Here is a 12,458-nt window from a genome sequence, read left to right as displayed (position 1 = left end):
GACGAACCGGCGCAGGTCCGGGCGGGGCGTCGTGCGGAAGGCCCGGAGGAATCCCATCGCAAGGAGGACGACCGATGAGCCTCGCGCTCAATTCGCTGAATCCAGGCGTCGAGTGGCTCGGCGAGCCGGATCTCGCCGTCGCGGGCCGGCTGACGCATGTGGACCAGCCCTTCCGCGGCTTCCAGCCGGACGGCCCCGAAGCCGCGGTGGGCGGGTGACCGGCCGGCCGGCACGCGCGGTGCTGCCCCCGGTGCTGCGTGTGTGGCTCGGGCTGACCGCGGCCCTCGCCGCGCTGGTGGTCGTCGTGCTCGGGGTCCTGTATGCCGGCGACAGCAGGCCCGGCATGGTGGACGCGCGGATCGGGGCGGACGTGGACGGTGTGGGGCCGCCGTGGCGGGACGTCGCTCTGGCCTTGGACTTCCTGGGGGAGCCCGTGGGATCGGTGACGCTGGTCGTGGCCGTCGTCACGGGCTGCCTCCTGCTGCGGAGTCCTCGCGCGGCGGTGCTCGTCGTTGCCGGCGTCGGCATGACCGTGGGGACGGCGACACTGCTCAAGTCGCTGGTGGGACGCACCATCCACGGCGACGGCAACCTGTCCTATCCGAGCGGGCACACCGCCTTCCTCACCGCGCTCGCCCTCATGGTGGCGCTGCCCGCGACCGGCCGGCTCGGCCTCGGCAGGACGGCCGGCACGTCACTCGTGCTCGCCGCGGCGCTGGTGGCCGGCGCCGCCATGGGATGGGCACAGGTCGCCCTGGGCGCGCACTACCCGACCGACGTCCTCGGCGGCTGGTGCACCGCGCTGGCGGTGATACCGGCGACCGCGTGGCTGATCGACCGGACCGCTGACCGGGCGGCTGACCGGCCGGCCGATCGGACGGCCGACGCCGGTCGGCGGGAGAGCCCCTGACGTCACATCACGCCAAGCGGCGGAACACCGGCTTCACCGGCCGTCCGCCCAGCCAGGGGGTGGGGTCGGCGGCGTCCAGTGCCTTCCGGTACACCGCACATGCCTGGGCCACCACGTTGACGGTGTGGTCGATGTCGGCGTCGTCGAGCGCGCTGCTCACCACGAACGACGGGGCCAGCACCCCGCCCGCGAGGAGCCGGCGCAGGAACAGGGTGCGGTACTCCTGCGACGGCCGCAGGTTCTCGTCGAGGGTGGCGTAGACCAGGTTGCTGGCCCGGCCCCGGACGACGATGTGGTCGCCGACGCCCATGGCGGCCGCGGCGTCGCGGACACCGGCGGCCAACCGCTCGCCGAGGGCGTGCAGCCGGGCGGTGACGCCCTCTTCGACGTAGGTGTTGAACACGGCCATCGCGGCTGCCAGGGAGTGCGTTTCCGCGCCGTGCGTGGTGGACAGCAGGAACACCCGGTCGCCGGAGTGACGCAGCCCGCCCCGTTCCATCAGATCGCGGCGCCCGGCCAGCGCGGAGACGGCGAACCCGTTGCCCAGCGCCTTGCCGAAGGTGGAGAGGTCGGGGACGACGCCGTACAGGCCCTGGGCGCCCGCCTCGGACCAGCGGAAGCCGGTGATCATCTCGTCGAAGACCAGTACGCAGCCGTGCCGGTCGGCCAGTTCGCGGAGGCCCTCGAGGTACCCGGGCGGCGGCTCGGTGTGGGTGGCGGGTTCGAGGATCAGGCAGGCGACCTCGTCCTGGTACCGGGTGAGCAGCTCCTCCGTGGCGGCCAGGTCCCCGTAGGGGAACCCCACCGTGAGCTCGTTGGTCGCGGCCGGAATGCCGGCGGACATCGGTGTGGTGCCGATGAACCAGTCGTCGACGGAGAAGAACGGGTGGTCGGCGCAGATGGCCACCCGAGGGCGCCCGGTGGCGGCGCGGGCGAGACGCACCGCGGCGGTGGTGGCGTCGGAGCCGTTCTTCGCGAACTTCACCATGTCGGCCGTCGGCACCGTGGCCAGGAAGCGTTCCGCGGCTTCGACCTCCACGATGGACGGCCGCACGAAGTTGCTGCCGCGGTCGAGTTCCCGCCGCACCGCCTCGGTCACGCGTGGGTGGGCGTGGCCGAGGCTGACCGACCGCAGGCCGGAGCCGTACTCGATGTAGCGGTTGCCGTCGACGTCCCACACGTGGGCACCGCGGCCGTGGCTGATGACCGGGGCCAGGCCCTCGGGGTACTGGTCGTCACCCTTGGCGTAGGTGTGCGCGCCCCCGGGGATCAAGGCGTGCAGCCGCTCGTTCGCCGTCCGTGACCGGGGCAGCAGGAGCTCTGCGGTGTCTTCGGTGTTCACACCGACCTCAACTTTCGTTTTGCTTCAGGACCTCGGAGAGGCTCGGCGCCTCCCGGTCCCGGTGGGACATCGATGTGACCGGCAGCGGCCAGGGAATGGCGAGCTCCGGGTCGTCGAAGGCGATCGTCACGTCCTCGGCCGGATCGTGCCGGCGGTCGATCCGGTACGAGACGTCGGCGATGTCGGTCAGAGCCTGGAAGCCGTGCGCGCACCCCGCCGGGATGTACAGGGCCACCTGCGTGTCGTCGGACAGCTCGAAGAAGGCCCGGTTGCGGTAGGTCGGCGAGTCCGTCCGCAGGTCCACGACGACGTCGAAGATCCTCCCGTACGAGCACCGCACCAGCTTGGCCTCGCCGGCGCCGGAGCGCAGGTGCAGGCCGCGCAGCACGCCCCGGACCGAGCGGGACAGGCTGTCCTGGACGAAGGCGTCCGGGTCGAGGCCCACCGAGCGGACCACGTCGGCGTCGAAGGTGCGGCAGAAGAAGCCGCGCTCGTCGGCGTACGGCGTCGGCTCGAAGAGGTACGCGCCGGTGATCTCCGGGACTTCGGTCGCCTTCATGGAGCCTTCCGCGAGGTGTGTGCGTGGTCGGCCGCAGGGAACAGGGCCGCGTTCAGGGAGTTGAACTGGTGCTCGAGTCGCCGGGCGGCGGCCAGGTTCCGCTCGGTGAGGGTCCGCCGCAGCTCGGCCGAACGCTTCTCCAGCGCACGGAACTGCTCGAGCAGCCGGTCGGCGTCGACCTGGCGCGCCGGGTGGCAGAACGCGCCGAGGCCCATCTCCGCCATGAGCGCGTCGCTCTTCGCCGCGTAGCAGAGAGCGAGCACCGGCGTACCGGTCTTCAGCGCGCAGATCAGGTTGTGGTACCGGACCGCCACCACGGTGTCGGCAGCCGCCATCTCCTTCATCAGGTCGGCCAGTGAGGCCGGCTCGGCAGCGGTGACCAGTGGCGAGTCCACCGCGTCGAGGATCGCGGCGACCACCGACGCGTCGCACTCGTCGCCGGTGAGCAGCCGGACCGGCCTGCCCTCCTCGACGAGCGCGCGGACGAACCGGATCGTCCCGTCGAGGTAGCGCCGGTGTATCTCGTCGGCCCGGGCGCGATCGTCGTTGCCGCCGTGGAAGTCCATGACGCCGACACAGACCGTGCCCGGAGTGTCCGAGGGGGCGCCGGCCTGCGGTGTCGGCAGAGAGAACGCGAGGTCCGGGTAGACCTCGTCGCGCGCGGTGTCCACGCCCATCGCCCGCATCGCGTCGCGGGACTGCGCGTCCCGGTACGACCGGTATGCGGCCAGCCGCGCCGACCAGCGCACCAGGGCCCGGGTCGGCCGGTCGCCGATCGTCGCGGCGCCGACGCTGACCAGCGCCACCCGGGTGCGCAGCAGCCGGCCACTCGCGCAGAGCAGGAACAGCGAGTACGGGAAGCCCCACGGCCGCAGCGGCAGCGTGGCCTCCAGGACGCCCATCCCCGGCACGATCACCACGTCGTGCCGGCGCACCCAGGCTGCGGTGCGGAAGACGTCGACGAGTTTGCCCAGACCCTTCGCCGCGATCGAGCCCGCACGCGACGCGGTCCGGTACTCCCCGCGGTACCAGTGCAGCCGCGTCGCGGGGATCCCGAACCGGGTCGTCACGGCCTCGGGTCCGCCGCACAGCGCGTCCACGACCGCATCCGGGTGTTCGGCCCGGAGATACCCGAGCACGGCTTCGAGCGATCCGTCGTTGCCGAGGTTGCCGGAGCCGAGCAGGCCGAACACCCCGACGCGCACCGGGGTGCTGTCCGAGGCCGTCATGCCTGCCTCCCCTCACGGCCGGCGACGAGGGCGTCGACGGACACCGTGAGCAGGCCCGGATCGACCGGGGCGCGGTCCTCGACCCGCTCGCCGGCGCCGGGCCGGACCCGGCTGGTCATCCACGCGGCCAGGTGGCGGTAGCAGGCGCGCCGGTCGGCCGGGGACAGCGGCGCCCGCCGGATCGCCGAGGCGAACCCCCAGACGTACTCGGCGAGCAGCCGGGGCGTCGGGTGCAGCGGGCCCGCCCGGCGCGGGTCCAGGTTGACGCACCGGGAGCGCTTGGAAGGGTTCGCCCGCTCGGCGCGCGTGGGGTGGTCGCGGCGGAAGTACAGCAGCTCCGGCTCCTGGTGGAAGGGCCCGTGCAGGGTGATCTCGGCGACGAACGTGCGGTCCGCGTGGTGGTAGCTGTCGAGCGGCTTCACCCGGCGCAGCATGTCGGCCCGCATCACCCCGTAGAAGTCGTCGCCACCCGGCTCGAACAACAGACTGCGGAAGCGCTCCGGCGCGTGCGGCGAGTCGGTGGCGAGCCCGTACTCGTAGGGCACCTTCACCTGGCCGTCGCCGTCGATGACCGCCTGGTCGGTGTGCGCGAGGATGACGTCCGGCCGCTCGTCCAGCGCCTCGACGCAGCGTTGCAGCAGGTCCCGGCCGTACAGGTCGTCGTGCGAGGCCCACTTGAACAGCTCGCCGCGGGACTCGGCGAACACATGGTTGTGGTTCGGTGTGGCGCCGATGTTCCGGGGCAGCCGGAGGTACCGGATGCGTGAGTCCTTCGCGGCGTACTTGCGGCAGATGTCCTCGGTCCCGTCGGTCGAGGCGTTGTCGGAGATGACCAGCTCGAAGTCCTCGTAGGTCTGGCCGAGCAGGGCGTCGAGCGACTCGGCCAGGTACTCCTCGCCGTTGTACACGGGCAGGCCGATGCTCAGCCTGGGTTGGGCTGTCATGAGGTCCTCACTTCGGGAACGGAGTTGTGGTGCCGCTCGCGCAGGGCGGACCGCAGCTGCAGCCACCACACGGCCGAGCCGCTGACGGTCGCGGCGGCGACGCCCCAGGCCGAGCCGACCGTGCCGGCGGCGGCCGCCCCGCCGAGCCCTCCGCCGACATAGCAGGCGGAGGCGAACAGCTGGCAGCGCAGGCTGCGCCGGGCCGCGCCGAGCGCGCGCAGCCCGGCCGCCGCGCCGGTGCCGAGGCCCGCGCCCGCGACACCGAGGGTGATCGGCACGATGAGCTGCGAGGCGGAGTGCCAGACGTCGCCGAGCACCAGCTCGCCGAACCGGCCGGGCATCAGCAGCAGCGCCCCGCCCCAGAGCAGCGCGCCGGCGGCCTGCCCCCCGCCGAGGAGGAGGCAGAACCTGCCGAGCCGGTGCGGCGCCTGCCGCAGCACCCGTGCCGCCTCCGGAACGGTGACCAGCGACAGCCCCATCAGCACGGCGAGGAACGGGCCCATCAGGAGCTCGGCGCCCCGCACCGCACCCACCGCACCGACCCCGACGATCACGCCGAGCCCGTACGCCCGCAGCTGGCTCGCGCCGCTGAGACTGACGTTCTCGACGAGGTACCGGTAGCCGAGATCGCGCTGCTCGCGAAGCCACCCGCGCGCCCCGGTCATCCGGGGCCGGATACCGGACTGGAGGCAGCCGTACGCCGCGGCCACCGCGGCGGACGCGCCCCAGGCGAGCACGAAAGCGGCCACGCTGCCCACGTGGGCCGCCACGACCATGGCCGGGACGAGCGCGATGCCCCACACGAGGTCGTTGACGAACGCCTTCCGGCCGGCGCCGGCGGCGAAGAACGAGAACCGCCAGGCGTCCTGGAGCAGCAGCCCCGGCAGCATGACCCCGAGGCAGGCGAACGCGGGACCCACCCGGCCGCCGAGAGCAAGGCCGGCCAGCAGACACGGCACGCCGATGGCGGAACCGACGCCGAGCGCGGTACCCGACGACCGGGCCACCGCGCCGCGCCAGGACGCGTCCGGCGCGCCGCTGAAGCGCACCACGAGCGGGTCGGTGGCCAGCCCGCGGGAGACGTTGAGCACCACGCCGTAGGTCACCCAGGCCAGGCTGAACACGCCGAACGCGGTCACCCCCAGCGAGCGGGCCACGTAGATGCCCACCGCGAAGTTGGAGATGCTGGAGGCCGCCTGGTCGGCCAGCCCCCAGGACAGCCGGCCGACGAGGGCCCGCTTGGCGGATCCGGCCGGTGCCATCGTCTTCCCCTCGGTGGTCATCGGCGTCACACCTTGATCAGTTCGGCGCCGTGCAGGGCGCCGGCCGCGGTGGCGACGGCACTGAACGGCAGCCCGGACCGCTCGGCGACGTCCAGCAGACTGTGCTCGCCGTCGGAGAGGCTGAGCACCCAGAGCATGGCCATCTGGGCCTGCTTGGTGTCGCTGCGGCCGCCGAGCGCGTCGTACAACCCGCGCCGGCCCAGCTGCGGCTCGCCGTAGGGGCTGAGGTTGACGTACCGCCGGTTGCGGTCAAGGACGGCGAACGCCTCCCGGCAGAGGGCGAGTGTGTCGGCCATCGCCTCCGGGGAGACGAAGTCCAGGTTGTCCGCCGAGGTGTGGTACTCGGGGTAGCCGGCGTACGGGGTCCGGCTGAGCGAGCCCACGCCGAGATCGAACCCGGGCGAGCAGTACTGCCGCTCGTCGTAGCCGTACGGAGTGAACTCGGCGACATGGTGCGGGCGTTCGGAGGCGGCGAGGACGTGCCGCATCACCCGGTCGATCTCCGCGTCACCGCGTCGGCTCTGTTTGTACGTCAGCCGGCCCGGGTCGCCGGCGCAGGCCAGCACCAGTCCGTGCTTGACCCGTTCCACCCGTTCCGCGTTGCGGGCCAGCCAGGTGATCGCCCCGATGGTGCCGGGCGCGTAGATGAACCGGTAGGTGTAGTACGGCGTCTGCTCCGCCAGCGCCCGGGCCAGGAACGTCGCCACCGCGATGCCGGCCAGGTTGTCGTTGGCCAGCGAGGGGTGGCAGACGTGGCAGGAGACGATCACCTCGTCGGAGACCTGACCGGGGACCACGTGCTCGGCGTAGGTGAGGTGGCCGTCCGCGAGTGTGGAGTCGATGCGGACCTCGTACTCGCCGTCCGGCAGCGCGTCCAGGGTCTCCTGGGCCAGGCAGAACCCCCATTCCGGCTTGTAGTAGCTGGTGCGGTACGGCACCCAGGACGGGTGGTCCGGCAGGGTGTGCAGGTGTGTGCGCAGTTCGGACAGCGGCATGGTCTGCGACACCGGGACGCTGTAGCCGAGCACGTGCAGGCTGGACGCGGCGAAGTCGACGACCCGGTTGCCGGCGGTGTCGGCGATGTAGGCGTCGCGGATGTTCCACTCCTGCGGCACCGTCCAGTCGAGCACCTGGGTCCCGGTCGGCACCTCGTGCACCTGCAGCGGGACGTACTCGCCGACGATGTCCAGGGTGGCGCGCACACCGTCGCCGGTGATGCTCCGGCACAGCGGGTACAGCCGCTCCACCAGCGCGTACATCTCTTCGCCGGCGTCGGTCATCGGCGCCACCGCAGGGTGTCGTCGACGGAGCCGGCTTCGGAGGCGGCGCGCAGCACGGCGAGGCGGGTGAAGCGTCGCTCGAAGTTCTCCCGGTTCAGCGCGAACTTCTGGTAGGCGTCGGCGAGTTCGAGCGCGCCCTGCTTCACCGTCCACTCGCAGTCGAAGCCGGGAATCGCGGCGCGGAACCGGGAGAAGTCCACCCGGTACGACCGCGGATCGGCGCCGTTCTCCCCCGTGATCACCACCTTCGCGCCGGACACCGCCTCGGCGACCTGCTCGGCGATCTCGGCGACCGTGACGTTGTTGATCTCACTGCCGATGTTGAACGCCCGGTCGTGGACCGCTTCCCGTGGCGCGGTCAGCGCGGCCGCGAAGGCCTGTGCGATGTCGGCGGCGTGCACCAGCGGGCGCCAGGGGGTGCCGTCGGAGAGCACGAGGACCTCGCCGGACAGGAGCGCGTGGCCCACCAGGTTGTTCAGCACGATGTCGGCGCGCAGCCGGGGCGAGTAGCCGAAGGCGGTGGCGTTGCGCATGAACACCGGGGTGAAGTCGTCGTCGGCCAGCGCGTGCAGGTCGTCCTCCACCCGCACCTTGGACTCCGCGTACGGCGTCACCGGGCGCAGCGGGGCGTCCTCGGACACCAAGTTCGACAAGTCGGGGTCGCCGGCGGCGCCGTAGACCGAGCACGTCGACGCGTACAGGAAGCGCCGCACTCCTGCGTCGCGGGCCAGCCGGGCCAGCCGCACGGACGCGTGGTGGTTGATGTCGTAGGTGAGTTCCGGCGCCAGCGATCCCAGCGGGTCGTTGGAGAGCGCGGCCAGGTGGATCACGGCGTCCACCCCGGCCACGTGGTCGGCCGTGACGTCGCGCAGGTCCACCCGGTGCCCCGGCGGGTCCGCGGGCGGCTCGCCCAGCACACAGTCGGCGAACAGGCCGGCGTCGAGGCCGACGACCTCGTGCCCGGCGGCCGCGAGGACCGGGGCCATCACGGTGCCCAGATAGCCCTGGTGTCCGGTCAGTAGTACGCGCAAGGTTCAACCCCCCAGGTTGAGCGTGAGTTTGGTGACGGCGAACGCCTCGGCGTAGCGCGCGTGGCATTCGATACCGCGGATCCGGGCCAGCCCGAGGAAGGCTTCCCGGTCGTACCAGGGCCGGTGCCGCTGCGAGGGGTAGTGCTCCTGCAACAGCCGCACCTTCTGTTCGGCGGTCTCCGGCGACAGCGGCTGGTACGCCGTGGGACGGCCGAGATCGCCGTCCCACTTGACGATCTCGTAGCCGAGGACCATGTGGTCGCGGAACGCGGTGGGTATCAGCTTCGCCAGGCCGCGGTGGTCCTGGTGCGCGTCCTCGGTACGCGGGGCGAGGACCAGATCCGGGTCGGTCTGCAGACGCAGCTCCTCGACCGCGGCCTTGGCCTCCTCCCAGTGCGCGGGCAGCCGTCCGTCCGGCAGCTTGTGCACGGTCAGCCGCAGGTCGGCGCCCGGGCAGAAGGCGGCGAGCGCGGCCCGCTCCTCCTGCTCCCGGTCGGTGCCGCCGCCGGAGAGCACCAGCGCGTCGACGCGGACACCCGGCCGCGCGAGGCACAGCGTCAGCAGCGTGCCGCCGGCGCCGATGGCGATGTCGTCGCAGTGCGCGCCCACCGCGACGATCCGGTCCAGGGGTCCGGCCCCGAGCCGGATCACGCTCTCGCTCCGGCGGTGTCCCGCTCCCACACGGCCCACGGACGGTCGCCCCTCGCGTAGGCGTCGTCGAGCGCGGCCCGCTCCTTCACGGTGTCGGTCGGCTTCCAGAAGCCGCGGTGCTGATGCGCCACCAGCCGGCCGCGCTTGGCCAGTTGGGCACATCCGTCGGCGACCAGGTCCCCGTTCTCCGGGATGTGGTCGAAGACCTCCTGGCGGAGCACGAAGTAGCCGCCGTTCTCCCACAGCGGCAGTTCGCTCACCGCGGTGATGCCTCCCACCAGGCCGTCCTCGCCCAGCTCCACGCAGTGGAACGAGGACTGCGGCGGCACCACCATCATCGACGCACCGGCGTCGCGCTGAGCGAACCGGTCGATCATCTCCGGCAGCGGGGCGTCGGTGAGCACGTCGGCGTAGTTGGCGAGGAACATCTCGTCGCCGTCCAGGTGGTGACGCACCCGGCGCAGCCGCTCCCCGATCGGTGACTCGATGCCGGTCTGCGCGAACGTGATCGTCCAGTCCGAGATGTCGGTGGACAGCAGCTCGGTCCGCCCGCCCCGCAGCACGAAGTCGTTGGACGTCGTCTCCTCGTAATTGAGGAAGAAGTCCTTGATGTGGTGGGCCCCGTACCCGAGACACAGGATGAACTCCGTGTGCCCGAAGTGCGCGTAGTAGCGCATGACATGCCAGATCAGCGGTCGCGGCCCGACCATCGCCATCGGCTTGGGCACGTCGTCGGAGGTTCCGTTGCGCATGCGCATCCCGTAACCGCCGCAGAACAGAACGACCTTCATGACTTGACCTCGACAATGCTCAGTTCCGGGATGGGAAAGACCAGACGACCGCCCCAGTCGTGCACGAAGGACAGCTGCTGGACCAGCTCGGCCCGCAGGTTCCACGGGAGGACGAGGACGTAGTCCGGCTTGTCGGCGGCTATCTGCTCGGGCGACAGGATCGGGATGCGGGTGCCCGGGGTGAACCTGCCGTGCTTGTAGGGGTTGCGGTCGACCGTGTACGGGAGCAGGTCCGGCCGGATGCCGCAGTGGTTGAGCAGGGTGTTGCCCTTGCCCGGGGCGCCGTAGCCGACGACCGTCTCGCCGCGCTCGGCCGCCTCGATGAGGAACCGCAGCAGGTCCCGCCGCACCTTGGCCACCCGGGCGGAGAACTCGGTGTACCCGGACAGCTCCTGCAGCCCGGCGGCCTTCTCCCGGGCCAGCACGTCGGCCACCCGCTGCGTCGGCTCGCCGGCCACATCGTTCGGCCGGGCCCACAGCCGGATGGAGCCGCCGTGCGTGGGCAGCAGCTCGACGTCCACGAGCGCGAGTCCGCCGCTCGCCAGCGCCCGGATCGCGGACGCCACCGTGTAGTACTGGAAGTGCTCGTGGTAGATCGTGTCGTACTGGTTCTCCTCGATCAGGGTCAGCAGGTGCTGCACCTCGATGGAGACCCAGCCGTCGTCGGCGACCAGGGCACGCAGCCCCTGGGTGAACCCGACCACGTCGGGGATGTGCGCGTACACGTTGTTGGCCACGACCAGGTCCGCCGGGCCGTGCTCGGCGCGGACGGCCGAGCCGGTGTCCGGGGAGAGGAACTCCGTGAGCGTGGGCACACCCGCGTCGCGCGCCGTGGCGCCGACGTTCACCGACGGCTCGATGCCCAGGCAGCGGATCCCCCGGTCCACCACATGCCTCAGCAGGTACCCGTCGTTGCTCGCGACCTCGACCACGAAGGCGTCCGGGCCGAGAGCAAGACGCTCCACGGCGTCGGCGACGAAGGTGCGCGCGTGCTCCACCCAGGAGGTCGAGTACGAGGAGAAGTACGCGTACTCCTTGAACGTCTCCTCCGGCGTGATCAGCGGAGGGATCTGCGCGAGCCAGCAGTCGGTGCAGACCCGCAGGTGCAGCGGGTACGCCGGCTCCGGCTGGTCCAGTTGGTCCGCGGCGAGAAAGCTCTCACATGGCGGGGTCGCCCCCAGATCGACGACGCTCGCGAGCGCCGCCGAGCCGCAGAGTCGGCATCGTGTCATTTACTGCCCCCCATTAGTTCTGTCCGACCCGCGATCGCGGTGCGGTACCCCTCCACCAGGCGCTCCAGCCCCACTGCCGGGCTGAAGCCCTGCTCGTAACGGCGCCGGGCCACCTCGCCCATCTCCCGGTTGCGGGCCGGCTCGGCCGCGATCCGGCGTATGCAGGACGCGAGCGAGGCGGACTCGCCCGGCCGGTGCAGCAGCCCGGTCACCCCGTCCTCGACGAGTTCGACGAACGCGCCGTGACCGGCGGCGACGACCGGGACCCCGGCCGCCATCGCCTCCACGACCACCAGGCCGAACGCCTCCAGCCACGTCGAGGGAGCCACCACGGCCACCGACCGCGCGATGGCCTTCTGGCACTCCGCCGTGTCGTACAGGCCGACGTAGCGCACGTCGTCCCGTCCCGATGCCCAGGCGGTCACCTCGCCCTCCAACGGCCCCGCCCCGGCGATGACGAGCGGCACGCCCACACCACCGTCCGCGGCGATCTCGTCCCATGCGGCCATGAGCAGCCGCACCCCCTTGGCCTCCGCGAGCCGGCCGAGATAGAGCACATGCTCGCCGTCGCCCTCCCGGCAGGCGCCCGGGTCGGGCACGAAGTTGTGCTTCACCGCCAGCCGTTCGGCCGGCATGCCGGCCCGCACCAGGACGTCGCGCTGCGCCGCGGAGATGCAGAAGAACCGCTCCACGCCGGACCACCACCGCCGCCGGTTGACCGACAGGCTGACCGCGAGCGGCACCGTCGCGAGGCGGGAGCTGCGGTAACAGCCGTGCCGGACGGCGGGCAGCGGCGCGGACCCGACGCACTCGGTGCACGGCCGGCCGTCCCGCTGCAGCGTGCCGGGCGGGCAGACCTGGGTGTAGTTGTGCAGCGTGGCGACGGCGGGCACACCGGCGTCGGCGCAGGCGGCCAGCACCGCCGGCGACAGGAGCGGGAAGACGTTGTGCACATGCACCACGTCCGGCCGCTCGGTGCGAAGCCGGGCGGCGAGTTCCGCGCGGACCGCCGGGTTCCACGGCACGAGGAGCGGTACCGCGGCCTTTCCCAGCAGGGACCGGGCGGCGATGTCGTCGCTGCGCCGCTCGAACACGTCGACCCGGTGGCCGGCCGCGCGCAGCAGCGCGACCTCCTGGTCGACGACTTTGTTCTCGCCGCTCGGCTGCGCCGAGGCGTAGCGGTTGTGCACCACGAGGACGTGCATG

13 protein-coding genes are annotated in these 12,458 nt (G+C 72.1%); 2 read left to right on the top strand and 11 right to left on the bottom strand.

The window, feature by feature from the left end; translation table 11 throughout:
* The first annotated feature begins 74 nt into the window (after positions 1–74).
* Together ABT057_RS10080 and ABT057_RS10075 are read left to right on the top strand one after the other, a co-directional pair.
* On the top strand, positions 75–218 hold the full coding sequence (locus ABT057_RS10080) for a hypothetical protein (protein WP_352342004.1): 144 nt from the start codon (positions 75–77) through the stop codon (positions 216–218).
* Positions 215–910 carry a phosphatase PAP2 family protein gene (locus tag ABT057_RS10075; RefSeq protein ID WP_352342003.1) on the top strand — a complete coding sequence of 232 codons (696 nt, stop codon included), beginning with the start codon at positions 215–217 and terminating at the stop codon, positions 908–910. The genes ABT057_RS10080 and ABT057_RS10075 overlap by 4 nt, the downstream gene beginning before the upstream one ends.
* Positions 911–917: 7 nt before the next feature.
* Here ABT057_RS10075 and ABT057_RS10070 read toward each other — a convergent pair whose 3' ends face one another.
* The 11 genes from ABT057_RS10070 to ABT057_RS10020 are packed head-to-tail and all read right to left on the bottom strand — an operon-like array spanning position 918 to position 12,457.
* Positions 918–2,252, bottom strand: a complete 1,335-nt coding sequence (locus ABT057_RS10070; RefSeq protein WP_352342002.1) for a glutamate-1-semialdehyde 2,1-aminomutase — start codon at positions 2,250–2,252, stop codon at positions 918–920.
* 7 nt (positions 2,253–2,259) lie between these two features.
* On the bottom strand, positions 2,260–2,811 hold the full coding sequence (gene rfbC / locus ABT057_RS10065; protein WP_352342001.1) for a dTDP-4-dehydrorhamnose 3,5-epimerase: 552 nt from the start codon (positions 2,809–2,811) through the stop codon (positions 2,260–2,262).
* Positions 2,808–4,040 carry a polysaccharide pyruvyl transferase family protein gene (locus ABT057_RS10060; RefSeq protein WP_352342000.1) on the bottom strand — a complete coding sequence of 411 codons (1,233 nt, stop codon included), beginning with the start codon at positions 4,038–4,040 and terminating at the stop codon, positions 2,808–2,810. Before ABT057_RS10060 ends, rfbC begins: the two co-directional genes overlap by 4 nt.
* Positions 4,037–4,984 carry a glycosyltransferase family 2 protein gene (locus ABT057_RS10055; protein WP_352341999.1) on the bottom strand — a complete coding sequence of 316 codons (948 nt, stop codon included), beginning with the start codon at positions 4,982–4,984 and terminating at the stop codon, positions 4,037–4,039. Before ABT057_RS10055 ends, ABT057_RS10060 begins: the two co-directional genes overlap by 4 nt.
* A complete protein-coding gene (locus ABT057_RS10050) occupies positions 4,981–6,267 on the bottom strand; it encodes an MATE family efflux transporter (protein ID WP_352341998.1) in 1,287 nt (428 codons plus the stop codon). The genes ABT057_RS10055 and ABT057_RS10050 overlap by 4 nt, the downstream gene beginning before the upstream one ends.
* A 5-nt stretch (positions 6,268–6,272) precedes the next feature.
* Complete coding sequence (locus tag ABT057_RS10045) at positions 6,273–7,556, bottom strand: DUF4910 domain-containing protein (RefSeq protein WP_502973840.1); 1,284 nt, start codon at positions 7,554–7,556, stop codon at positions 6,273–6,275.
* Entirely contained in the window at positions 7,544–8,578 is a 1,035-nt protein-coding gene (locus ABT057_RS10040) for an NAD-dependent epimerase/dehydratase family protein (protein WP_352341996.1), read from the bottom strand. Before ABT057_RS10040 ends, ABT057_RS10045 begins: the two co-directional genes overlap by 13 nt.
* A 3-nt stretch (positions 8,579–8,581) precedes the next feature.
* Positions 8,582–9,229 (bottom strand): PIG-L deacetylase family protein, encoded by a 648-nt coding sequence (locus ABT057_RS10035; RefSeq protein WP_352341995.1) that lies wholly within the window; start codon positions 9,227–9,229, stop codon positions 8,582–8,584.
* Entirely contained in the window at positions 9,226–10,020 is a 795-nt protein-coding gene (locus ABT057_RS10030) for a sugar phosphate nucleotidyltransferase (protein ID WP_352341994.1), read from the bottom strand. The genes ABT057_RS10035 and ABT057_RS10030 overlap by 4 nt, the downstream gene beginning before the upstream one ends.
* Entirely contained in the window at positions 10,017–11,252 is a 1,236-nt protein-coding gene (locus ABT057_RS10025) for a class I SAM-dependent methyltransferase (RefSeq protein ID WP_352341993.1), read from the bottom strand. The genes ABT057_RS10030 and ABT057_RS10025 overlap by 4 nt, the downstream gene beginning before the upstream one ends.
* On the bottom strand, positions 11,249–12,457 hold the full coding sequence (locus tag ABT057_RS10020; protein ID WP_352341992.1) for a glycosyltransferase: 1,209 nt from the start codon (positions 12,455–12,457) through the stop codon (positions 11,249–11,251). The genes ABT057_RS10025 and ABT057_RS10020 overlap by 4 nt, the downstream gene beginning before the upstream one ends.
* Position 12,458 lies beyond the last annotated feature (1 nt).

This window comes from Streptomyces sp. NPDC002588 (assembly GCF_040295925.1).
In the GTDB taxonomy this organism is placed as follows: domain Bacteria; phylum Actinomycetota; class Actinomycetes; order Streptomycetales; family Streptomycetaceae; genus Streptomyces.
The sequence above is the reverse complement of the archived record's forward strand: the minus strand, read 5'-3'. Positions and strand labels throughout refer to the sequence as shown.